This window comes from Aeromonas sp. s7(2024), from assembly GCF_040907825.1.
Taxonomy (GTDB): Bacteria; Pseudomonadota; Gammaproteobacteria; order Enterobacterales; family Aeromonadaceae; genus Aeromonas; species Aeromonas veronii.
Genome location: NZ_JBFOCM010000023.1, coordinates 1 through 23,338 on the forward strand (window position 1 = coordinate 1; position 23,338 = coordinate 23,338).

The following is a 23,338-nucleotide window of genomic DNA, read 5'->3' on the forward strand; positions in this document are numbered from 1 at the left end:
CGCTCGTCGGCGACCCGATTGCGCTTGTAGTAAGCCTGCCGGCTTATCCCCAGAAACAGGCAAGCCCTGACAATGGTCAGCCTCTCGACTTGCCGGGTCGCTTTTTTACGATGGAGACGCCGTAGTCATTCTTCAGTACATCGACGACGGCCTCAAAGAACTGGGCCTTCTGGCTCATCAGCGTCAGCTGTTGCTCGAGTTCCTTGATGCGCTGTTCGGACGTCTGGTTGTCGGGGTCAGGCATGGTGATGCTCCTGCCGGCACGTACAGAAGCCCCCTGGCTCCAATCTTGCCGACCATGTTTACGCAACCATACCAGAACGGTGGAGCGGCCCTGAATGCCATAACGCACCTGAGCCTGTTTGTAGGTGAGCTCGCCTTTTTCAATCTTCTCGACCAGTGCCAGTTTAAAAGTCAGCGAGTAATCGCGCTGTGTCCGTTTCACACCTTGTCCCATCGGGCTCTCCATTTATTGGGGGGAAAGGTGTAAACCATATTCAGGACGGGACAACGCAATAAAAAAAGCCAGCCGAGTGTTCGGCTGGCTTTTTGCTATCAGCGGCAGGTAGGGGATTAACCGACCAGCTGATAGAGGATGGCGGAGATGGCGATCATCCCCATCACAGAGACAAATACGTTGCTGATATGACCCTGATACTTCGCCATGGCCGGTACGCGCTTGATGGCGTACATCGGCATGATGAACAGGATGGTAGCGATGATCGGGCCGCCCAAGGATTCAATCATGCCCAAGATGGAGGGGTTGGCAATGGCAGTGCCCCACAGGGTCAGGATGAAGAAGGCGATGATGAACATCTCGACTTTCTTGGCGTTCGGCTCTTTGCCTGACTTGCGCATGTTCTGCACGATCATCCCTTTCAGACCTTCACGGGCACCCAGATAGTGGCCGAAGAAGGAGGAGACGATGGCGACGAACGCAACCAGCGGACCGAAGTAGGAGATGATGGGGCTGGCATGCTGGTTGGCCAGATAGGAGAGCACGGCGATGTTCTGGGCCTTGGCTTCTGCCAGCTGGGCCGGTGTCAGGCTCATGACGCAGGAGAAGACGAAGAACATCACGAAGCCCAGCAGCACCATGGCGGTACGCTTGAGGATGGCATCGGCTTTCTCGACAGCCTGATCACCGTGGTCGCGGCGCTGGGCCAGGGAGAAGCTGGAGATGGCCGGGCTGTGGTTGAAGGAGAAAACCAGTACCGGGATGGTCAGCCACAGGGTAGTGGCGAAATCCTTGGCAGAGGGCACTTGTTCCAGCGCGGCACCGGTCCAGTCCGGGATCAGGTACAAAGAGATACCGGCCAGAATGGCGATCAACGGATAAACCAGCAGCTCGGTCACTTTCAGCATCAGCTTTTCACCGGCCAGCATCACCGACATCATGCCCATGATCAGCACGATGGAGAGGATCCAGCGCGGTGGGGCACTCATCTGCAGCTGATTGACCATAAAGCTTTCCACGGTGTTGGTGATACCCACGCCATAGATCAGCACGATGGGGTAGATGGCGAAGAAGTAGAGCAGGGTGATTAATTTACCGGCACCCACGCCAAAGTGCTCTTCCACCACTTCGGTGATGTCTGCATTTGGCTTTTTGGAGGAGAGCACGAAGCGGGCCAGACCACGGTGTGCCAGATAGGTCATGGGACCTACCAGCAGCGCCATGACGACCAGCGGCCAGAAACCGCCCATACCCGCGTTGATCGGCAGGAACAGGATCCCCGCGCCAACCGCGGTCCCGAACAGACTGATGACCCAGGTAGAGTCGCGTTTTTCCCAACGAGTGGTTTGAGTAGAGCAGATCCCTTGCTCTGTTGACGCCGCAACTCCCTGCGTGCCAGTGACTGTGTTTGACATCTATCTCACCCCGAATGTGTGGTTCTTATTAAGTCGGCGCAAGGATACGGTTTTTCTAATCAAAAATGTTGATCAAATTCATCTTTACGGCACGAAAAACCGCACTTTCTTATGGAAATGTGATCAAAACAAGAAAAATTCAATTATTGTTTATCAATTGGCACGTTATTTTAGTGTTAATGATTAAATCTCGCCCAGCCAAATGTAAGTAAATTGTTATTTTGCGAGATGCTGGGCTAGCTGGTTGATCATGCTGGCGGTAGCCCCCCAGATAAAGTGCTGTTGCCAGGGGATCCAGTAGATAGTGTGTGCTTTCCCCCCTCTGGAAAGGGTCAGGGGGATGTGGTTGCGCCGATCCAGCAGATGGGTCAGCGGCACTTCAAAGGCGTGATCCACCTCATCCGGACTCAGGATGAGGGGATAGTTACCATCGAGCAGCCCCAGCACCGGCAGCACCTCGAATCGTGACACTGTATTGAGCGGGTTGAGGGTGCCGATCACTTCAATCAGCTGTGCCGGAATGCCGAGCTCCTCTTCGGTCTCCCGCAGCGCCGTGGCCATCAGGTTCTCGTCGCCGGGATCCTGTCGCCCGCCGGGGAAGCTGATCTGCCCTCCATGATGACGCAGCCGGGGGCTGCGCCGGGTCAATAACACGCTGAGTCCCTCATCGCGCATCACCACCGGGATCAACACCGCAGCCGGACTGAGCCCGCCAATGGCGAGGCGATGGGCCGGGGCGGGTCGCTGCAACTGGAAGCGGGTCAGCAGTTCGTGGCGATCCATGGCGGGGAGCTCTCCTGTGCGTTGGCCTGACAGTGGGGAGGGTTACAGCGCCGACAGCGGCGGCAGGATGCGGGCGACCTTGTCATAGGTCTCCTGATATTCGCTGTCGGCGTCGGAGTCGGCGATGATGCCCCCACCGGCCCAGCAGTGCAGGCGACCCGCTTCGGCGATCAGGGTACGAATGCAGATGCTGGTATCCATCCGGCCATGCTGGCTGAGGTAGCCGATGCTGCCGCAATAGGCATTACGGCGCTGGGGCTCCAGCTCTTCGATGATCTCCATGGCGCGGATCTTGGGGGCGCCGGTGATGGAGCCACCCGGGAAACAGGCCCGTAGCAGATCGACCCCTTGCCAGCGTGCATCCAGCTCACCGTGGATGGTGGAGACCAGATGATGTACCGCCGGAAACGACTCCACCGCAAAGAGATGAGGCACGCTGACCGAGCCCAGCCGGCTGACCCGACCGATGTCGTTGCGCAGCAGATCAACGATCATCAGATTCTCTGATCTGTCCTTGTTCGCCTGCGCCAGCTCCAGCGCGACTTGCTGATCGGTGGCAGGATCGGGGTGGCGAGGGCGAGTGCCTTTGATGGGTTTGGTTTCGATATGACGGCCATCGAGCAGCAGGAACCGCTCGGGAGAGAGGCTCAGCAGCGCGCTCTCCGGCAGGCGGATAAAGGCAGAGAAGGGGGCCTTGTTGGCGGTTGCCAGCAGGCAATAGGCCTGCCACTCATCCCCCTGATAGGGGGCGCTGAAACGCTGGGTCAGGTTGATCTGATAGCAATCACCCGCAGCGAGGTATTCCTGAATGCGGGCAAACTTCTCGCCATACTCGGCGCGGCTCATATTGCTCTGCCACGCCCCCAGCAAGGCAAAAGCGGGGGCCGGTTTGGCCTGCTGCTGTTCAAGCCAGGCCAGCCGGTTGGCAAGGCCTGCTTTATCCCCCCAGTGCACCAGCTGCCAGTCGCCGGTCGCCACATTGCGCAGCAGCGCCCAGTCGTAGATGCCCACTGCCATGTCTGGCACCGCGATATCGGCGGTTGCCTGTACGGGAAGACGTTCGAAGCGGCGGCCCAGATCATAGCCAAACAGGCCGAGGGCGCCGCCAATAAAGGGCAGGTGAGTGGCGCACAGTTTGAGCTCCCCCAGCAGCTGTTGCTGGATATGGGCCAGCAGGGCGAGGGGATCTTCGCTGTGTTCGCTGCTCTTACCATGCCAGGTGAGAGTGGTGACCTGGCCGCGGGTTTCGAGGGTCGCCAGCGGATCGGCAGTGATGATATCAAAGCCGTTATCAGCGCCGAGTGGCCCCGCCGATTCCAGCAACATGGCCCACGGCTGATGTTGCAGGCGGGCAAAAAGCTGATGGAGTTCAGCACTATGGTCTAGATGATGGATATGAAGTGTTGGCGTCATTTTATGTTACACAGGCAACAGTTTGGTTCCCGAACCCTAGTCGGTGCTGGTGGGCAAGCGTATCATAGGTGTCGGTGACTTAAGAAAAAACTGCCGTGTCGTTCGTTTTTTGTTGGTTGATAGTTTTTAGCCAGCACGTCAGCACGGCCCATCATATGGAAGCCCTTGCCCTGCTCCGTGGCAGAGACAAGGACCAGTGAGGATGATATGAGCATTATAAAAAAACAGGATTTCATCGATTCTATCGCAGATGCCCTCCAGTACATCTCCTATTACCACCCGTTGGATTTTGTTCAGGCTGCCAAAGCGGCGTATGACCGCGAGGCCAACCCGGCCGCCAAAGATGCGCTGGCCCAGATCCTGATCAACTCCCGCATGTCCGCCGAAGGTCATCGTCCGCTCTGCCAGGACACCGGCATCGTGACCTGTTTCGTCAAGATCGGCATGCAGGTCCAGTGGGACAGTGACATGACAGTGCAGGAGATGGTGGACGAAGGGACCCGTCGTGCCTACACCAATCCTGACAACCCGCTGCGCGCCTCCGTGCTGGCCGATCCGGCTGGCAGTCGCAAAAACACCAAAGACAACGCCCCTGCCGTGGTGCATATCGACATGATCCCCGGCAACAAGGTGGAAGTGAGCATCGCGGCCAAAGGCGGCGGCTCCGAGAACAAATCCAAGATGGTGATGCTCAACCCCTCTGACGATATCGTCGAGTGGGTGCTGAAAACCGTGCCGACCATGGGCGCAGGCTGGTGCCCGCCCGGCATGCTGGGCATCGGCATCGGCGGTACCGCCGAGAAAGCGGCGGTGCTGGCCAAAGAGGCCCTGATGGAGCACATCGACATTCAGGAGCTGATTGCCCGTGGCCCGCAAACCACCGAAGAGAAGCTGCGGGTCGAGCTTTACGACAAGGTCAACAAGCTGGGGATCGGTGCCCAGGGTCTGGGCGGCCTCACTACCGTGCTGGATGTGAAGGTGAAATCTGCGCCGACTCATGCCGCCTCCAAGCCGGTGGTGATGATCCCCAACTGCGCCGCGACCCGCCACGTTCACTTCGAGCTGGATGGCTCAGGGCCCGCCGAGCTGACCCCGCCGAAACTGAGCGACTGGCCGGAGATCACCCGTGAAGCGGGTGGCAACGTTCGCCGCGTCAACGTTGATGGCATCACCAAGGCCGAGCTGGCCAGCTGGAAGAGCGGTGATACCGTGCTGCTCTCCGGCAAGATCCTCACCGGTCGTGACGCCGCCCACAAGCGTATCGCCGACATGCTGAAAAATGGCGAAGGGCTGCCGGAAGGGGTCGATTTCACCAACCGCTTTATCTATTACGTTGGCCCGGTCGATGCGGTGCGCGACGAAGTAGTTGGCCCGGCTGGCCCCACCACCTCTACCCGGATGGACAAGTTCACCGACATGATGCTGGGTGAAACCGGCCTGATCGGAATGATCGGCAAATCCGAGCGTGGCCCGAAAACCGTCGAGAGCATCAAGCAACACAAGGCCGTCTATCTGATGGCCGTCGGTGGCGCAGCCTATCTGGTGGCCAAGGCTATCAAGAAGGCGCGCGTGGTAGCCTTTGCCGATCTCGGCATGGAAGCGATCTACGAGTTTGAAGTGGAAGATATGCCGGTGACTGTTGCGGTCGACTCCGAAGGTAACAACATCCATGAAACCGGCCCTGCCTACTGGTCGGCCAAGATTGCCGAGCTGGACGGCAAACTCTCCTCCTGAGTGACCGTTTCCGCTGTCGGTTAAAACGGCATCGGCCATGTAAACAAGGCGCGTCCATCCGGATGCGCCTTGTTGCTTTGGCTGGCCTGTGATGGGCTCAGGTTGGCCGTTTGCGGCAAGCGGGTATAAAAAAGGATGGCGTGACGCCATCCTTTTTCGTTGTGCATGTGCTCTGGTAGTAGACAGCAGAGCAATCGCCCTTGGCTTTAGGCCTTTTTCAGGTAGGCCGCAACCAGTACGATCTGCACGCCGTTGACCTTGCCTTCGATATGGAGCGGGTTGTTGGTCAGACGGATGCCCTTGACCAGGGTGCCGCGCTTGGCGGTGAAACCGGCGCCTTTCACGTCCAGATCCTTGATCAGGGTAACGGAGTCGCCCTCTTGCAGCATGGCGCCATTGGAGTCAACTGTCGGTACGCTGTCATCATCTTCGTCAGCAATACCAGCTTCAGCCCAGGCCTTGGCTTCGTCTTCCATGTACATCATGTCCAGCAGATCCTGAGCCCACACCTCACCCTTGCCGGAGAGAGCTTTGAGCTGGCGCCATGCCATCACCTGCACCGCAGGCACCTGGCTCCACATGCTGTCACTCAGGCAACGCCAGTGGTTGACCACCAGGGTATCCGGTTGTTCCAGCTGACCACGGCAGGTGTCACAGATAGCAACGCTGTGATCATCGTCGCTGGCGGGGGAGTGAGGCACCACGAAGGCGGTCAGCGCCTGCTCGGCGCTGCACAGTTCACACTTGGCGCCCGCGCGCGCTTGCAGAATGGCGTTGATGGTCATGTTGTTGGTCCCATAGCTAGTGGTAAAGCGACCCGCGTTGGGCGGGGCGCGTGAAAGAGGGGGCGGAATATAGCATAAAACCCCGCACTTTGTCAGGTCTGCCCTGGCTCACAGGGTGGGGGCTGTTCTGCGGCACAGATCGTCAGGTATTGAGAGTGCAATTTGAAGCGGGATCGCTAGAATGAGCCTCCTTTTTGACTGTAAGGCAGGGGCATTCGTGCTGGCTCAACGTTTTCAACACCTGGATCGACTGCTCACCCGCTACCGACGCTGGTGGCAATATCAGCCATATCATCATTTGACCATGGCCTTTGCCGATGAGGCGCCCGAACTGGCGGCGTTGCTCAATGGGCTGACGCTCGGCCAATTGGCAGAGCTCGATGCGGATATGGATGCTCTCAGCAGTCTTCTTGCCCCCTGGATTGCCGAGGGAGCCGAGCTGCAGCAACTCAGCCAGCTTGCCCCGTTTACCCCGGAGCCCATCACCTGCAGCAAGGAGATGGCGCTGCATATGCCGGGGCGCAAGCAGGCCCAGATCGAGTCGTTCACCGCCTGTTTGCCTGCCCATCAGGGCCCCTATCTGGAGTGGTGTGCCGGCAAGGGCCACCTTGGGCGGCTGGTATCAATTCATCGACAGGCTCCGATCCTCAGTCTGGAGCTGCAAGATCAGCTTTGTGACGAAGGTCGGCTGCTGGCCGAGCGGGATGGCGCCAATATGACCTTTACCTGCGCCGATGCCTTTGCCCCCGAATCGGCGGTGCTGATCGCTCCCGAACATCATGTCATGGCACTCCATGCCTGCGGCGAGCTGCACACCCATCTGCTGGAGCGGGTGGCCGAGCGCAGTGCCCGCGGAGTGACCATCTCTCCCTGTTGTTACCACCTGATCCGCAGCAGCTACTATCGCCCGCTGTCGGTGGCGGCCAACGCCAGCGAGCTGGTGTTGAGCAAGGCGGATCTCAAGTTGCCGCTACAGGAGACGGTGACCGGTGGCGCGCGGATCGCCCGCCTGCGCGAGCAGGAAGTGGTGTGGCGGCTCGGGTTTGACTGCCTGCAGCGTCAGGTGCGCGGGGTGGATGAGTATCTGCCGGTGCCCAATATGCAAAAGAGCCTGCTGACCGGCACGTTTGAGGCATTCTGCGGCTGGGCTGCCGAGCGCAAAGGGATTGTGCTGCCAACAGGGCTCGACTATCCCGCCTGGTTGGAACACGGGGAGCGCCGCTTTGGTGATGTCGCCCGCATGGAGCTGGTGCGTCATTTGTTTCGCCGTCCCCTCGAGATCTGGCTGGCGCTGGATCGCGCGCTCTTTTTGCAAGAGCAGGGTTATCGGGTCGAAGTGGGGGAGTTTTGTGCCAAACCCATGACCCCGCGCAATATCCTGATCCGTGCCGTGCGTGTCTGACATCCGGCGATTTTGAGCATTTCTCTTGAACATTGATGATGGCTGACAGGTTGAGCCTGTCAGCCATTTTTTTCATCACGAACAATGACCGTATGGCAGGTCACCTGGCCGTCTCAACTATTCTAAAAATGGGTGACAAATCACGCTCTGGCGTTTTCGTTTGGGTTCTTTTTCTTTGTTTCAGTTGTACTGAATATCACAAGGTGAAATGGCTCACAAATTTTGCTTATTTCTTAATTCTCATCGTGAATTTAGTTATTGGAACACCTACTCTTGGAACGCATTAATTCAAACAAGGACGATAAACATGTTCAAACCCAAGCGTTGTGCCTGGCTGATCGCTGCCACCTGCACATTGCCAAGCTATGCCGCAATGAGTGCAGCCATGAATATTCAACCCGATCCGCAAAATGCGGGAGGATATGTGATTGCGGCCCCGGATCTGGCCGCCGTGGAAAAAGCCAAGACGGCCAATCCCATGTATGCAATATGGGCCAAGGCATTGGCGACCCGGTCAAATAAAATCGTTGATGCCATTGAACCGGGTCTGGCAAGCAATCCTGACAACGTAAAACGGGTTGAACGGGTATTTCCCCAATCTGAATGGGAATATTTAACCCAGATGGCAGCACCGGAATATACTTATGTCCGCTTCTTGCGAGCCATCGGTAAATTCCCTGCGTTCTGTGGCGAATATACTGACGGGCGTGATTCTGATGCGATCTGTAAAAAATCTATTGTGACGGCCTTTGCCCACTTTTCACAGGAGACCGGTGGCCATATTGCCAAGGAGAACGTCTCCGATAACCCGCTGGGGCTGGAGGAGTGGCAACAGGCGCTGGTGCATGTGCGGGAGATGGGCTGGTCAGAGGGACAGACCGGTTATACCACCGGCTGTGGCCAGAACGACTGGCAGAACAAGAAGTGGCCTTGCAGCACGGGTCAGGGGTATTTCGGCCGCGGCGCCAAGCAGCTTTCTTACCACTTCAACTACGGCGCCTTCTCCGAGGCGATGTTCGATGGTGATGCCTCCGTGCTGCTCAACAACCCGGGGCTGGTGGCGGACTCATGGCTCAACCTCGCTTCTGCCATCTGGTTTTTCCTCACCCCGCAGGCCCCGAAACCGGCCATGCTGCACGTGATTGATCGTACCTGGGTACCCTCCAAACGGGAAGCTGACGCCGGTATCGGCTATGGCTTCGGTACCACCATCAACGTCATCAACGGCGGCATCGAGTGTGGCGAGCAGAACAAGGACAAGGGGCAGCCGGTCAATCGCATCCGCTACTGGGAAGGGCTGGCCAACCACTACCAGATCCCGATCAAGGCGGATGAGAAGAACACCTGCTGGCAGCAGACTCCCTATGGCAGCCTCAATCTTAACGGCGCTACCGACGTGCTCTACACCAACTGGGATGGCAACTGGAAATACTATCCGGATCGCCCAGGCGGCTACTCCTTCGAGTGCGAGCTGGTGGGCTTCCAGACCGCCTACTCGGCGCTGGTGCCAGGCGATTACCAGAAATGCGTGACCAACTTCTACGGCTCCCACGCCAACTGGCCGAAAGTGCGGGTCGTAGACAAACTGACCCCGCCGCCGGTCGATCCGAGTGACCCCCCCATCGGTGGCAACCCGGCTTGGGAAGCGACCAAGGTCTACACCGCGGGCAGCAAGGTGAGTTACAAGGGTGCCGTCTATCAGGCCAAATGGTGGACACAGGGGGATGATCCCGCCAAAGGCGGCCCCTGGGTTGTAGTTCCTGCCAAATAAGATGGCGTAATTTCACTCCCAAAGAGGAGAGGGTGGATAACTCCTTCTCCTCGTTAATTATCAACAGTGCATCATTGAATATTATCTTGTATTTTTAATGGTGCTTATGTTCTAACTGATAAGGTGAGTTTCTATCTGAAAATTTAAATAGTGTTGAAGCAAAGTTAAGAATGAAATTTATATTCAGGTTCGTTAGCCCCCATAAACTAGCGTCTTATGATGAGTGTAGTGCGCTACTTGCGAATTCATTTTCCACCATAAAATGAAACATCTCATAGCGAATATGAGGAGTATCTTCTCTATTGGTAAACTGTCATTTATCACCTGAAATGGTGAGGTCTTGCTATATCACTCAGCTTTATCTCGGTACATTGTCGCTTATTCCCTTGAGAAAATAGATGTAAACGGCCGGTTTATATTGGTAATCTCTTTGGCTTGTGCAACATTGCAACGAGGGGGCGAGATGAAGGGGGGTTGTCATTGCGGGGCGATCCGTTATGAGATGCTGACTGCACCTTTTGCGGCCGATTTTTGTCACTGTCGGGATTGCCAGCGCACCACGGGGGCACCGGTCGGGGCCTGGATGGACTTTCACGCCGAACAGGTGCAGTGGTTATGCGGCAAACCGACCGAGTATGCGTCTTCAGATTTTATCCGACGGGGATTTTGCGCCGAGTGTGGCTCCACCCTCACGTATCGCAGCACCCAGTACCCTGACTATCTCACGTTGGCTATCGCCTCTCTCGATAATCCAGAGGCTGTTGCGCCAACCTATCACATCCATACCGACAGCCAGCTGCCTTGGTTGTCGATCCAGGACGAGCATCCCCGTTATCGCAAAGGGAAGTAAAACCAAGGTAGCCCCAACAAGGGAGGTTGACATGGAGCTGGTAGTTATCCGCCATGGCGAGACGCAGGCCAATGCGGAAGGGCGTTATCAGGGCGCGTTGGATATCGGGCTCAATGACGATGGCGTGCACCAGATCTCTAGTCTGGCTGAGAAGGTGGCTGTGGCACAGCAGCCGTTTGATCGGTTGCTGGCATCTCCCCTACTGCGAACAAGGGAGAGCGCTGCCATCTTGTCTCGCCAGTTGGGATTGCCTGTGGAGCTTGTGCCAGCCTTTCGTGAGCGGGATGTCGGTCAGTTTGAAGGGCTGACGCAGGTAGAGGCAAGAACACGCTATCCCGAACTGTGGGCGCGCAATATCACCCGGCGCTGGGCTGAAGCTCCTCCCGGTGGTGAAACCATTGATGAGGTGATTGCCCGAGTCTCGCAGGGACTCACGGAACTTGCTTCGACCATGCAAGGGGAACGGATACTACTGGTGGCGCATGGTGTCGTCGCCAAGGTGATCCGCGCCGTAACGATTGCCGGATTTGATGACTTCTTCGAGTGGCAATTGCCCAACGGCGGCATGCTGTCGGTGAGGCTCTCTCTGGCTGATGGTGGTCCACTGCGCTTTAGCCGTCCTCTTGATGGTGGTGATTGAAGAGTGCACCAAAGGCAGAACGAATAAAGCAGCGCTACTGAAGAGAGTCGCGCTGCTTTATTGTGTTCGCTGCGGTTGGCTATCTCTGCAGGCACAGGTTAGCAGTGTCACCAGAGGGCAGGGGCGTGCGTCCTTAAGTCGGCTCCTGCTCCTCTTTGCGGCAGCAGTTGCGCCCCTGCTTTTTGGCCAGATAGAGGGCGGTGTCGGCTCGTCTAACCATCTTCTCTACAGTGTCATGGCTGCCCTTGCTGGCGCTGATCCCGATACTGATGGTGAGGGAGATCTCAAGAGCCCCGTCCAGTGCATGGTGCTGGGATTCGATGGCGAGCCTGATCCGCTCGGCGCTGGCCCAGGCGAGCTCGAGGGAGGTTTCCGGCAGCAGCACGATAAACTCTTCGCCACCCCAGCGACCCAGCATGTCCACCTCCCGCAGCTGTTTGCTGATCCGTTTCACCAGACTCAGGATCGCCAAATCCCCCTGCTGATGGCCAAAGGTGTCGTTGACTTCCTTGAAGTGGTCGATATCGATCAGCAGCAGGCTCATGGTATGGCCGAAACGCTGGCAGCGCTGCATCTCGGCGTTGACCAGCTCGTTGAAGCGGCGCCGGTTGGCAATGCCGGTGAGGGGATCCGTGGTAGCGGCAACCTTCAACTCCTCCACCAGTCGGGCTCGCTCCGAGATATCCCGCAAGATGGCGGTCATCTCGGTGGTCGGGCCCAGATTGATCTTGGCGATGGTCACCTCCAGCGGAAATTCGCTGCCATCGCGGCGCAGCCCCATCACCGAGGCGCGGGCATGCATCGGGCGCGAATTGATGGGGGAGCTGCTGAAGGCTTTGAAATAGGTCTCGTGATTGGCGCGAAAACGCTGGGGAAGCAGGGTTTCCAGCCGCTTGCCGAGATAGCTTTCGTCGATGCCGAACATCTCGCAGGCGGCTGTGTTGATAAGCTCGATGCGTGACTCGCTGCTGACACTGATGATGCCGTCATAGGCGGAGTTGACCACTGCCTCGAAGCGACGGCGACTGGTGGTGAGCGCCTCTTCCAGCTGCATCCTGGCGGTGATGTCGATGGCGGTGACGATGATCCGGTTGATCCGTGTCTGCTCGGGGATGATCGGGGAGAGAATAAAGCGCCACCAACTGGTGCGCGAGAGGCTGTCGATGGGCAGCTCGCTCTCGAGCCCGGTCTGCATGCGCACACATTCGTGCATTGGCGGCTCGATGGTATTGGTGATGTAGCGGGGAAACATCTCGCTCAGCTGTTTGCCAATGCTGCCAAGGACATCCAGCTCGAACGCCTTGGCAAAGGTATCGTTGGCAGAGACCAGCACAAAGTGATCATCCTTGTCGAGGCTGAACACCGCTACGGCAGCGCCGATGGCGTCGAGAGATGACTTTATGTCGGCATGGGAACCCTGTGTAAACATGCGACCTCCACGGCGAATAACATATTGATATTCAGTATAGTGTGGTCGTTTGGCTAACTACTCTTCGATATCCAGCAACACCAGAATGGCGCTGTCGCCGCCCCATTCGCGGGGGGCCTGATGGAAGGCGCGCACATTGGGGTGCTGGGCCAGCCAGCTGGGAATGCGCTGCTTGAGAATATGTTTGCCGATGCCGTGCATCACCGAGGCGACGTGAATGTTCTCTTTCTGGCAGAGGGTGAGCAGGGCGGCCAGCTCCTGTTTTGCCTGCTGCTGATTCATGCCGTGCAGATCGAGATAGATCTCCGGCGGATAAATGCCTCGCTTGAGCTTTTTCAGCTCGAATTTTGACACATCTTCCCGCACGTAACGGGTCGGCCCATCATCGTCGAGATGGGGCTGATACTCATCGCTGAAATAGTGGTCAACCCCAAGCTTTTCGCGGGTTTCGCGCAATTCGCGTTTCTGCTTGACCGGGCGTAACTCGGCCCTTATGGTATCTTGCTTGATTTTCCGGGTACCTTTTATCGCATCGCGGAACAGCAGGGTTTCCTCGTCTGTCGGTGAGGGCGTTTTTTTCATCAGATGCTCATGTATTAGGTATGCGTCTTGCCCGCAACGTAAACGGGGCTCGGGCCGGATATTACTCGACTTGGAGGTGGATTTGGACAAGATATTTATCGATGAGGTGGTTGCCGAGATGCACACCATCCAGGACATGTTGCGTTGGGCCATGAGTCGTTTCAACGACGCCGGGATTTTTTACGGTCATGGAACCGACAACGCCTGGGATGAAGCTGTGCAGCTGGTACTGCCCGCGTTACATCTGCCACCGGATGTAGACCCGGCGATGCGCCACTCCCGTCTCACCAGCAGCGAGCGTCACCGTATCGCAGAACTGATTATCCGCCGCGTACAGGAGCGGGTACCGGCCGCCTACCTGACCAACAAGGCCTGGTATGCCGGTTGGGAGTTCTACGTGGACGAGCGGGTGCTCATTCCCCGTTCCCCCATTGCCGAGATGGTTGCCAACCGTTTCGCGCCCTTCCTCAAACATGAACCGACCCGGATCATGGACTTGTGCACCGGCTCCGGTTGCATCGCCATCATCATGGCCCACGAGTTCCCGGAAGCGGAAGTCGATGCCATCGACATCAGCATCGATGCGCTGAACGTTGCCGAGCGCAATATCAACGATCACGGGCTGGAGCAGCAGGTCATTCCGATCCGTTCTGACCTGTTCCGCGATCTGCCGGCGGGCGACAAGTACGATCTCATCGTCTCCAACCCGCCCTATGTGGACTCCGAAGATATGTCGGATCTGCCAGACGAGTTCCGTCACGAGCCCGAGCTGGCGCTGGCGTCCGGCTCCGATGGTCTCAAGCTGACCAAGCGTCTGCTGGCCCATGCGGCAGATTTCCTCAAGGATAACGGCGTGCTGGTGGTCGAAGTGGGCAACAGCATGATCCATCTGGAAGCCCAGTTCCCCGAGATCCTCTTTACCTGGGTTGAATTCGAAAACGGCGGTCATGGCGTCTTTGTGATGACCCGTGACGAGCTGGTGCAGTATCAGGATCATTTCGCCATCTACAAGAACTAAGCAGGAGCGCGCATGGCAGGGAACAGTTTTGGTCAACTCTTTCGGGTCACTACCTTTGGCGAGAGCCACGGCCTGGCGCTGGGGGCCGTGGTCGATGGTTGCCCGCCGGGGCTGGAGATAAGCGAAGCGGATCTGCAGGGGGATCTGGATCGGCGCAAGCCCGGTACCTCCCGCTACACCACGCCGCGCCGCGAGCCGGACGAGGTGAAGATCCTCTCCGGGGTGTTCGAGGGCAAGACCACCGGCACCTCCATCGGACTGCTCATCGAGAATACCGATCAGCGCTCCAAGGATTACTCCGACATCAAGGATCTGTTCCGGCCGGGTCACGCTGACTACACCTACCACCAGAAGTATGGTCAGCGGGACTATCGCGGCGGTGGTCGCTCCTCCGCCCGCGAAACCGCGATGCGGGTAGCGGCGGGTGCGATCGCCAAGAAGTACCTGAAACAGGTGCATGGCATCGAGATCACCGGTTTTCTCTCCCAGCTCGGCCCCATCAAGGCTGAGGCGTTTGACGCGGCGCAGATCGAGCAGAATCCCTTCTTCTTCCCCGATGCGGGCAAGCTGGAAGAGCTCGATCAATACATGCGCGACTTGAAAAAAGAGGGCAACAGTATCGGTGCCAAGGTGCAGGTCATTGCGCGCAATGTGCCGGTGGGCCTGGGTGAGCCGGTGTTTGACCGTCTCGACGCCGACATTGCCCATGCCATGATGGGCATCAATGCGGTGAAAGGGGTTGAGATCGGTGACGGCTTTGCGGTAGTGGAGCAAAAAGGCTCCGAGCATCGCGACGAGATGACCCCGGTGGGCTTTGCCAGCAACCATGCGGGCGGCATTCTGGGTGGGATCTCGTCAGGCCAGGATATCGTGGTAAGCATGGCGCTCAAACCGACTTCCAGCATCACTGTGCCGGGCAAGACCATCAATACCGAAGGCGAGGCAATCGAGATGATCACCAAGGGCCGTCACGATCCTTGTGTCGGCATTCGCGCCGTGCCCATCGCCGAAGCCATGCTGGCGCTGGTGTTGATGGATCACCTGCTGCGTCATCGCGCCCAGAACCAGGGGGTGTTGACCCATACCCCGCAGCTGCGCTGATCCCTGTTGCTGCTTATCGACTGAGCGCTCCCTGTTCGGGGAACAAGTTCGACAATACCAAAAAGGCGACCTTCGGGTCGCCTTTGCTATTTCAGGTGGCGGCTTATCCCGTCAATGCTTGCGGAGAGTGCGGGTCAGCAGATCCGCGGCGCCCGGATCGGCATTGAGGCGACACCTGGGGGGCGAGAACTTGTTGTGGGGTTTGGGCAAGGCATGAATGGCCTCGTTGACTTTGAGGATCTGTTCTTCGCTCACGCTGTTTTTGGCAAACATCAGGCTGACCGGCTGGTGGTGTAGCAACAGCTGGCAGCTGATAAACTCTTCGGCCCCCAGCTGGGCCAGCCGGTAGCGGGCATATTGCCACTCCATGATGATGCCATCGAGGCGGCGGGCCAGCAGCAGATCGATCATCCGCTCATCGGCGTTGTATTCGGTCGCCATTTTAAGCGCCGGGCAGCTATCCATCTGATGCATGGGGCGGGTGCCGCGCAACTTGCCTATCTTGAGCCCTTTCTCGTTGCACAGCGCGGGCAGATTATCGAGCTGCGCCCAGCGATCCTGATGGCCGGGAATCGGGTCATTGCTCAGCAGCACATAGGCACTCTGGCGGTAGGGGGTCGAGAAGCGGGCATAACTCTGGCGCTCCGGCAGAGGGAGGGCGGCCATCGCCACATCCAGCTGATCGTGTTCTACCAGATGCAGTGCCCGCGCCCAGGGAAGTTCGCGATACTTGGGGGCAAAGCCCGCCTGGGTGAGGATCTGGCGGGTCAGGCTGACATCCAGCCCATCCAGCTCACCCCGGTTGTTGATTTGGCTGAAGGGGGGCCAGTGGCTCCAGGCCACGGTCAGGGTCTGACTGGCCTGCAGCACAGGGCTTAGCAGCAGAAGCAGCAGGCCAATCCTTGCCTGCCAGCTGCCGCGGGGACGATATGGCGTGGTCATAGCTAAACCTCGTTATTGTGTTCTTTTATCCCGTGCTTTTGCCCTGCGAGCCATGCCTGCGAGGGCTGATATTGTGTTGCCAGTTAATAGTGTGGTGCGTGCTACATCAATCAACGGGATTATTCGGGGGGGGGGGTGGGGGATTTTCTGTTCGTGCTGGGAGGAACATCACATTTTTCTCGTTTATCCCGGGCAACTCCGTTAGACTGCGCCTCTATTCTTTCCCCTTTGCTCTGCTCCCCGGGGAAATCGTTGTTTTCTCAATAGGCCCAGATCTTGTGAGATGGCATCGGCTCAGCAGAGGAGCCCCACCACAAATCCCCGGCGCCCCTATCTCTAGCAGGTAATTATGAGTTTTACTTCCCTCGGTCTGGCCGAACCCTTGTTGCGTGCCGTTGCCGAACAAGGCTACGACACCCCGTCTCCCATTCAGCAGCAAGCGATCCCCGCCGTTCTGGCTGGCCGCGATCTGATGGCGGCGGCCCAAACAGGGACCGGCAAGACCGCAGGCTTTACCCTGCCGATGCTGCAACGTCTGATGGAGAGCAAGCGCAAGGTTTCTCCGAACCGCATTCGTGCGCTGGTGCTGACCCCGACTCGCGAGCTGGCCGCCCAGGTGGGCGAGAGCGTGCGTAACTACGGCAAACACCTGCCGATGCGCAGCCACGTGGTGTTCGGCGGCGTCAGCATCAATCCGCAGATGATGGCGACTCGCCGTGGTCTGGACGTGCTGGTGGCCTGTCCTGGCCGCCTGATGGATCTTTACAACCAGAACGCCGTCAAGTTTGACGAGGTGGAAATCCTGGTACTGGACGAAGCGGATCGCATGCTCGACATGGGCTTTATTCGCGACATCCGCCGCATCCTGGCCCTGATGCCGAAGAAGCGTCAGAACCTGCTCTTCTCCGCCACCTTCGCCGACGAGATCCGCGAACTGGCCACCGGTCTGCTGGATAACCCGGCGGTGATCGAAGTGGCCCCGCGCAACAGTACTGCCGAGCGTATCGAGCAGTTGGTGCATCCGTGCGACAAGGCCAACAAGATCGCGCTGCTGAGCCATCTGGTCACCAGCAACAACTGGCAGCAGGTACTGGTGTTCACCCGTACCAAGCATATGGCCAACCGCGTTGCCGAAACCCTCGACAAGAACGGCGTCAGCGCCGCCGCCATCCACGGTAACAAGAGCCAGGGTGCCCGTACTCGCGCACTGGCCGGCTTCAAGGATGGTAGCGTCAAGGTGCTGGTGGCGACCGACATCGCCGCCCGTGGTCTTGACATCGACAAGCTGCCGCAAGTGGTCAACTTCGAGTTGCCGAACGTGGCGGAAGATTACGTTCACCGCATCGGTCGTACCGGTCGTGCCGGTGCTGCCGGTCACGCCATCTCGCTGGTGGCTGCCGATGAAGGGAAGCTTATCAAGGCGATCGAGCGTCTGACCAAGCAGAACATCCCGTGCGAGCAGGTAGCCGGTTTTGAAGCCTCCCGCGAGACCCTCGACAACATCGCCCGTGGTATCGGTGCGCCGCTGCGCAAAGAGCCCCGCGATCCGAGCGAGCAGCGCCGTGCGCCGCGTCCGCAAGGTCAAGGCCAGCGTCAAGGTGCCGGTCGTTCCGCCTCCAATGGCAATGCGGGTGGTGCACGTACCGGTAACGGTGGCAAGCCCAAGCCGCAAGGTGGTCAGCGTCCGGCTGATGGCGCTGGCAAACCGGCTCAGGCCCGTCGTCCACGTCGCTCTACCCACAACCAGTAAGCGGCTCGGGAGCTTGACTCCCCAGCTATGCGGTTGACTGAAAAAGCCCTGCCAATCTGGCAGGGCTTTTTGTTTTTTCAGACATGCAATCGGCACTGTGTGGTGCAGCGAGAGCAACGCTAGATGGCGGAGAGGTACTGCTTTTGCATCGCCAGCCAGCGGCCGTTATTGATAAACGCCAGCTGTACCTTGAGCAGGGCTGCAATTTCCGCCCGGTGCTTTTTATCGAGATAGAGAAAGACCTGCTCTTTGGTGATCTTCTGCCAGGGGGACGCCAGTGCAGGTTGAGAGGCAGGGCGCATCTTGATGAGCCAGTCCACTTTGCCTCGATGCAGTTGGGCAAGCCCTTGCTTCTCATCGTTCAACCAGATGACCTGATAGTTGCCGAGGAAGCGCTCGCACCACTGGATGCCACGCAGGCAGCCAATCACGGTACCCTTGGCAGGGGGCCAGCTCGGGTTATCCCTTGGCTGACTATAAATCGCCACCTCTGAGATGGGGGCACCGATCTGCAGCAAGTGGGGATAGGTCTGATCAAAGCCCTTGATCCGGGCCATATCGCCATCGACGGCATGATCTGCCTCAATCAACTTTTCGCAGCGGGCATAAGTGCAGGGGATCAACTGAAAGTCGATGCCGGCCCGGCCAAACCAGTCATGAATAAAAGGGCGCAATATCGCAGTGTGTTCGACCGCTGCCGCCAGCTTCAGCGGGGTTGCGTGGGCAACGGGAGTCAGCCCGACAAGCAGTAACCAGCCAATCCACTTCATATCGCACTCCTGAATCGGGCTTATTTAAGCAGCACTGTTGCGACTATCTGTGCAGTGAAGAATAGCCGATAGGGATGGCTGCCAGACCGCTTCGCCAGCTATTCGTGACGGCCGGGTCAGGGGAGCAGCGCCGTGATCAGGATATGGGCCGCGCTCACCAGGATCACAGTGAAGGTCAGCCCCATTCCCACAACCCGATAACGGAAGTTCTCCGGCGTGCGGCTCATGCCAAATGCATGGCAGAGGCGGCCAAGCAGCAAGGCGCTCCCCAGCAAATGAACCAGCCAGGGGGCATGGCTGCCGGTTTCAACGAAATAGACCAGCAGCAGGGCGAGGGGGACATACTCGGCAAAGTTGGCGTGTACCCGCATGGCGCGCAACATGGCGGGGTCATCGCCATGCCCCAGCGCCACCTTGCGGCTATGGCGGGTGCGAATGGTACGAATGCTCAGCAACACAAAAAGCAGCGCGAGCAGGGCCGCGTAAACAGGCAGTATGGTCATGGTATCTGGCTCCTTGTGTGATGATAACGAGTGGCTGGTGTTCCGAGACGCGATATTGCTCGGCATCTCAATGGCTTGCCTTGAGGGTAGCAGCAAACTGCCTTAGCACGACTGTCATCCACTCACTCGCCATCGGCCCAGCGCAGGCGCAAAACAAACAGCCCTGCCGAAGTGGCATGGCTGTTTTTTGACCGTGTTGATGGTGGGCAGAGCCCCGCCATTACCCCTCGTAAGGGAGGGAGGAGTGGTGCAGCACGATGCGCACCTTGCCATCATCTCCCTTCTTGAAACCCCAGGTCTTGTCGACAGTGGTCTCCTTGTTGTCGCGATCCACCAGATGTACCTTGCCCATGGTCAGCGCCATGTCGCCATTGATATAGACGGCGGCATTGTCATAGCGATAGCTCTGCCAGTTTTTCAGGGCAAAGCCGCTATCGGCCGGATAGGCGCTGTTGTTGCCGACAAAGTAGGCCAGCGCCCCCTCGCGGTTGGTGCGAAAGGTCTGCTCGCCACCGGCAAGGGTGGGTTTGAACAGCACCGACCCCTGCTGGTAGCCATAAGCGCTGTCGAGCACCGACTCGGCGGTCGCCTTGGCGCGCTCAATCCCACCGGCGCGATAGTCATCGCTGATCTTGATGAGCGCCGCGCCCCAACCATCCTGCGCGGCCTTGATCTCCGCCTCGGTAATATTGTTGTTGGCGATTTCGGCTGCGCTGAGTGCGCCGCTGGCGGCAAGCAGGACGAGGGCAAGGGTGCTCTTCTTGAGGTGCAACATCATTGTTTTCTAACTCCTGATAGCGATAAACGAGCGGGCAGTGTAGCGAAGGGGCATGAACGGTTTTTGAACTGATTATTCAGGGTTGGGTAGTAAAAAGGTCGGTATATAGCTGAAGGTTTGGGTGTTTGTTTGGTAAGGGGCGCTCTCTTAATTAATGGCGGATGCCTGTATCCAACTTGATTTCTTTTCCAACAAAAAGCCCCGCCAAGTTAATTGGCGGGGCTTTGCTATTTGGGGCATTCAGTATCGGGGATTACAGCGCTGGCAGCATTCCAAGGCTGACGCTGATCTGGACGCCGACGATCAGCACGCCCATGGCGGCGGCCACTCCAAGCGCCACTACGCCACCCGGGGCGCGGTAGTGGTGGGCAGGCGCCTGTTTGCGGCTCTGCCACACCAGCGCCACCGGCAGCAGTACCGCGAGGATCGCCAGCGCAATGGCTGCGTAGCCGAGGGCCATGATAAAGCCCTGCGGGAAGTAGAGGGCAAACAGCAATGGCGGCACGAAGGTGATGAGGCCAGTCTGAGTGCGGCCCTGCCAGTTGTCCTTGCGGCGGGTTGCCTTGGCCATAAAGTCGAACAGCCCCAGCGTTACCCCGAGGAAGGAGGTGGCGAGTGCCAGATCGGCAAACAGGTGCATCGCCTGATTAAACGCAGGCCAGCTCACCAGCTTGCCGACGTTGGCCAGCAGGCTGTCCAGCGCGCCGCCGGTTTGCAGCAGGGCTTGCTGGCCGAGCAGACCGAGGATCGCCACCTGCCACAGCACGTAGAGGATCAGCGGCAGGGCTGAGCCCCAGACAAAGACCCGACGCAACTGCTTGGGGCAGTCACCGAGGTAGAGCATCACGCTCGGAATGGAGCCGTGAAAGCCGAACGAGGTGAAGATGACCGGCAGGCCCGCCAGCAACAGGCCCTGACCCAGCGGCATCGAGAGCAGATGCTGCCCTTCGGTGCGTGGTAGCAGCAACGCCAGCACCACCACCATGATCACCAGTTTGACGGTGAACATCAGCCGGTTGAGGTAATCCACCGAGCGGGTGCCGACACAGACCATGCCGCCAAACAGCAGGGTAAAGGCCCAAGCGGCCTGCTCTTGGCTGAGGGTCATGCCTGCATCGGCCAGCGCCTGTGCCAGCAGGCTGCTACCACCGCTGATGTAGGCGGAGGCCAGCGAGTAGAACAGCATCAGGATACAGAAGGAGGCGATGCGCTTGCCCCAGGGGCCGAGCAGATGATCCGCCAGCTGGTGCAGGTACCACTTGCCGGTGTTGAGGCTTGCCTCTACTTGCAGCATGGCGGTGAAGGCCATCAGGGCCCAGAGGCCGACCATCAACATCAGGGTGGCGGGGCCGCCGAGGGAGGAGGAGGCCAGCGGCAGGGCCAGCATGCCGGCACCTATGGTGGTACCGGCAATCAACAGGGTACAACCCAGAGTTTTGGTATTCATGTTATCCATCCGAACGTAGCGGTGTCAGTGCAAACAGGCGATGTCAGCAGTGACGTCAACAAGAGGGGGCCAATTGGCGTTATCAGAAGGTGCCTCCGGTGATAGGGCCGGAGGCTAGCAATATCGGAACGGGAACATCTGTACCTAAAACCTGTCAGTTGTAAAAGATGGTTGCCACGTTAGCGGATCAAAATAGCGGAAACAACCCCTTTTATGCGGATCTTGTGCTGGCTGGTGGCAACAAGTGGAAATAAATGATGACAGTGATGGCTAATTGCAGAAAAAGGCACCGAAAAAATGACTGGCAGGGGCTATTGATACAGGTCAGCCAAGTGGTTGCAGCACGCATGGGGGAGTGCCTTGTCGTGGCATTGGCGTTTAGTTGCGGGGTGAAAGGAGTGTGGAGGCCGGTTGTTTAGTCGGGCAGACGGTAGAGAAAGCAAAGCGGGCGGGTAGGGTTGTGGGGAAAACAATAAGGCTGCCAATCCTGGCAGCCTTATTGTCATCTGTTCGCTTTACCCACCCATTGACAGCAAATCGGGTCTGCAACGGTCAGGTTAGCGACGGCGCTTGAGGGTGCGGCTCACATAGTGCAGCCCGCTCTGGTAGTCGCCATTCACCGCCTTAAGCGCCAGATCCAGCGCCTGGCTCGCCAGCGCGTCGTGCTGCTGGGGCAGGGAGTTGATGCCAAAGGGGAGGAAGTCAAGTAGCCGATCGTCCCCGAAGGTGGCCATGGCGAGCTGGCTCATATCGATCTCTTGCTCCAACAGGTAGTCGAGTACCCCCTCCATCAGGATATAGGAGGTAGTGATCAGCGCTTCGGGCAGTTGACCCAGCTGCTGGTGCAGATCTTTGATCAGGCGATACCCCTCAAGACGGGAGAAGTGATCCCCCTCGCACAGATGGCGAGCCGCGCTGTGACTGGCGACCGCCTGCTCGAAACCGGCTTTGCGCTCCTGACTGATCGTGAGTGCTGGCAGCGCGGTGATCAAGGCGATATGGCGCAAGGTCGGGGTAAGCAGGGAGCTGGTGAGATCAAAGCTCGCTTTCTCGTTTTCACTGGCGACGGTGACGAACTTGTCGGCGGCCATCGCCCGGTCGATGGCGAGGATCTGGCTGCCTTGCGCCTGCAATTTACCGTAGAAGGGGTCGTCCGGCGGCAGGCAGCTGGCCACCAGCAGGGCATCCACATGGCGGCTCACCAGCATCTGGGCCAGCTCTTTTTCGGTGGCGGGATCATCTTCCGAGCAGACGATCAGCAGCTGATATCCCTGCGCCCGCGCCCCCTGCTCCAGCCGCTTGGCCAGCTTGGCGTAACTGGCGTTCTCAAGGTCGGGCAGGATAAAGCCGAGGGTCCTGGTCTGACCGCCGCGCAGGGAGGCGGCACGGCTGTCCGGCTGGTAGTTGTGGGCGGTGACAACGGCCATCACCTTGTCGCGGGTGGCCTGACTGATGCGGTATTGGTCGGCCTTGCCATTGATCACATAGCTTGCCGTGGTGCGCGAGACACCGGCGAGGGCGGCGATTTCATCCAGTTTCATCATATTGGCTCTGTTTGAGTTGCAAGACCCACGGTCACTGCCGGGTGAGGGCACCGAAAAGTGTGCGCGGGATCATATCATTGAAAAGCACTCTTTGTGGGTACTTGATCAATTCGCTGAAACGATTCAGTCTGAGTGTAAGTGAAACGATTCAGCCTGTCAGCAACGAAGAGACCCAGTGGCCTGAAAATCGGGCACCGATCACAGTGAACCGTGTTCGGGTCTAT

Annotated in this window: 20 protein-coding genes and 1 pseudogene; 8 read left to right on the forward strand and 13 right to left on the reverse strand. The window is 58.3% G+C overall.

The genetic code is table 11. The features are described 5' to 3' along the window. The 4 genes and pseudogenes from AB5Y73_RS09690 to pabB form a co-directional block, all read right to left on the reverse strand. Window positions 1-457: pseudogene (locus AB5Y73_RS09690) on the reverse strand (IS3 family transposase); the annotation flags it as partial. Window positions 458-573: 116 nt separating this feature from the next. After that, window positions 574-1,872 carry a serine/threonine transporter gene (locus tag AB5Y73_RS09695; RefSeq protein ID WP_118853804.1) on the reverse strand — a complete coding sequence of 433 codons (1,299 nt, stop codon included), beginning with the start codon at window positions 1,870-1,872 and terminating at the stop codon, window positions 574-576. 216 nt (window positions 1,873-2,088) lie between these two features. After that, window positions 2,089-2,655: a CoA pyrophosphatase gene (locus AB5Y73_RS09700; protein WP_118853805.1), complete on the reverse strand. Its 567-nt coding sequence runs from the start codon at window positions 2,653-2,655 to the stop codon at window positions 2,089-2,091. Window positions 2,656-2,697: 42 nt separating this feature from the next. Further along, on the reverse strand, window positions 2,698-3,981 hold the full coding sequence (gene pabB, locus AB5Y73_RS09705) for an aminodeoxychorismate synthase component I (RefSeq protein ID WP_234829683.1): 1,284 nt from the start codon (window positions 3,979-3,981) through the stop codon (window positions 2,698-2,700). A gap of 294 nt (window positions 3,982-4,275) precedes the next feature. Between pabB and AB5Y73_RS09710 the strand changes: the two genes are divergently transcribed. After that, window positions 4,276-5,802, forward strand: a complete 1,527-nt coding sequence (locus AB5Y73_RS09710) for a fumarate hydratase (protein ID WP_005351759.1) — start codon at window positions 4,276-4,278, stop codon at window positions 5,800-5,802. A gap of 206 nt (window positions 5,803-6,008) precedes the next feature. On the opposite strand, the gene AB5Y73_RS09715 is transcribed toward AB5Y73_RS09710, so the two are convergent. Beyond that, window positions 6,009-6,587, reverse strand: a complete 579-nt coding sequence (locus AB5Y73_RS09715) for an alkylphosphonate utilization protein (protein ID WP_107682929.1) — start codon at window positions 6,585-6,587, stop codon at window positions 6,009-6,011. A 181-nt stretch (window positions 6,588-6,768) separates the two neighbouring features. Here AB5Y73_RS09715 and AB5Y73_RS09720 point away from each other — a divergent pair, with 181 nt between their 5' ends. The 4 genes from AB5Y73_RS09720 to AB5Y73_RS09735 all read left to right on the forward strand — a co-directional run bounded on the left by AB5Y73_RS09720 (window position 6,769) and on the right by AB5Y73_RS09735 (window position 11,250). Beyond that, complete coding sequence (locus tag AB5Y73_RS09720) at window positions 6,769-7,989, forward strand: methyltransferase (RefSeq protein ID WP_107682930.1); 1,221 nt, start codon at window positions 6,769-6,771, stop codon at window positions 7,987-7,989. A gap of 307 nt (window positions 7,990-8,296) precedes the next feature. Continuing rightward, window positions 8,297-9,760 carry a chitinase gene (locus tag AB5Y73_RS09725; protein ID WP_181497300.1) on the forward strand — a complete coding sequence of 488 codons (1,464 nt, stop codon included), beginning with the start codon at window positions 8,297-8,299 and terminating at the stop codon, window positions 9,758-9,760. A gap of 463 nt (window positions 9,761-10,223) precedes the next feature. Then, window positions 10,224-10,610: a GFA family protein gene (locus AB5Y73_RS09730; protein ID WP_019445125.1), complete on the forward strand. Its 387-nt coding sequence runs from the start codon at window positions 10,224-10,226 to the stop codon at window positions 10,608-10,610. A 31-nt stretch (window positions 10,611-10,641) separates the two neighbouring features. Further along, window positions 10,642-11,250: a histidine phosphatase family protein gene (locus tag AB5Y73_RS09735; RefSeq protein WP_123173033.1), complete on the forward strand. Its 609-nt coding sequence runs from the start codon at window positions 10,642-10,644 to the stop codon at window positions 11,248-11,250. A gap of 133 nt (window positions 11,251-11,383) precedes the next feature. Here the strand turns inward: AB5Y73_RS09735 and AB5Y73_RS09740 are convergent, their stop codons facing one another. Together AB5Y73_RS09740 and smrB are read right to left on the reverse strand one after the other, a co-directional pair. Continuing rightward, window positions 11,384-12,679, reverse strand: a complete 1,296-nt coding sequence (locus AB5Y73_RS09740) for a diguanylate cyclase (RefSeq protein ID WP_123173034.1) — start codon at window positions 12,677-12,679, stop codon at window positions 11,384-11,386. Window positions 12,680-12,736: 57 nt separating this feature from the next. Further along, complete coding sequence (gene smrB, locus AB5Y73_RS09745; protein ID WP_005333198.1) at window positions 12,737-13,261, reverse strand: endonuclease SmrB; 525 nt, start codon at window positions 13,259-13,261, stop codon at window positions 12,737-12,739. Between the two features lie 82 nt (window positions 13,262-13,343). Between smrB and prmB the strand changes: the two genes are divergently transcribed. Together prmB and aroC are read left to right on the forward strand one after the other, a co-directional pair. Next, window positions 13,344-14,279, forward strand: coding sequence for a 50S ribosomal protein L3 N(5)-glutamine methyltransferase (prmB, locus tag AB5Y73_RS09750; RefSeq protein WP_107683130.1), 936 nt, complete (start codon window positions 13,344-13,346; stop codon window positions 14,277-14,279). Between the two features lie 12 nt (window positions 14,280-14,291). Continuing rightward, window positions 14,292-15,380: a chorismate synthase gene (aroC, locus tag AB5Y73_RS09755; protein WP_107682932.1), complete on the forward strand. Its 1,089-nt coding sequence runs from the start codon at window positions 14,292-14,294 to the stop codon at window positions 15,378-15,380. Between the two features lie 111 nt (window positions 15,381-15,491). Here the strand turns inward: aroC and AB5Y73_RS09760 are convergent, their stop codons facing one another. Further along, complete coding sequence (locus tag AB5Y73_RS09760) at window positions 15,492-16,322, reverse strand: ABC transporter substrate-binding protein (RefSeq protein ID WP_107682933.1); 831 nt, start codon at window positions 16,320-16,322, stop codon at window positions 15,492-15,494. 349 nt (window positions 16,323-16,671) lie between these two features. Between AB5Y73_RS09760 and AB5Y73_RS09765 the strand changes: the two genes are divergently transcribed. Beyond that, window positions 16,672-18,072: a DEAD/DEAH box helicase gene (locus AB5Y73_RS09765; protein ID WP_005333194.1), complete on the forward strand. Its 1,401-nt coding sequence runs from the start codon at window positions 16,672-16,674 to the stop codon at window positions 18,070-18,072. A 119-nt stretch (window positions 18,073-18,191) separates the two neighbouring features. On the opposite strand, the gene AB5Y73_RS09770 is transcribed toward AB5Y73_RS09765, so the two are convergent. The 5 genes from AB5Y73_RS09770 to cra all read right to left on the reverse strand — a co-directional run bounded on the left by AB5Y73_RS09770 (window position 18,192) and on the right by cra (window position 23,114). Continuing rightward, window positions 18,192-18,842 carry a hypothetical protein gene (locus tag AB5Y73_RS09770; RefSeq protein ID WP_107682934.1) on the reverse strand — a complete coding sequence of 217 codons (651 nt, stop codon included), beginning with the start codon at window positions 18,840-18,842 and terminating at the stop codon, window positions 18,192-18,194. A 116-nt stretch (window positions 18,843-18,958) separates the two neighbouring features. Next, the gene (locus tag AB5Y73_RS09775; RefSeq protein WP_107682935.1) at window positions 18,959-19,345 is read right to left on the reverse strand and encodes an MAPEG family protein; all 387 of its coding nucleotides are present in this window, start codon (window positions 19,343-19,345) and stop codon (window positions 18,959-18,961) included. 220 nt (window positions 19,346-19,565) lie between these two features. Further along, window positions 19,566-20,123, reverse strand: coding sequence for a hypothetical protein (locus AB5Y73_RS09780; RefSeq protein ID WP_107682936.1), 558 nt, complete (start codon window positions 20,121-20,123; stop codon window positions 19,566-19,568). 253 nt (window positions 20,124-20,376) lie between these two features. After that, the gene (locus AB5Y73_RS09785) at window positions 20,377-21,570 is read right to left on the reverse strand and encodes an aromatic amino acid transport family protein (RefSeq protein ID WP_107682937.1); all 1,194 of its coding nucleotides are present in this window, start codon (window positions 21,568-21,570) and stop codon (window positions 20,377-20,379) included. A gap of 557 nt (window positions 21,571-22,127) precedes the next feature. Further along, complete coding sequence (cra, locus tag AB5Y73_RS09790; protein ID WP_162895346.1) at window positions 22,128-23,114, reverse strand: catabolite repressor/activator; 987 nt, start codon at window positions 23,112-23,114, stop codon at window positions 22,128-22,130. Window positions 23,115-23,338: the final 224 nt, after the last annotated feature.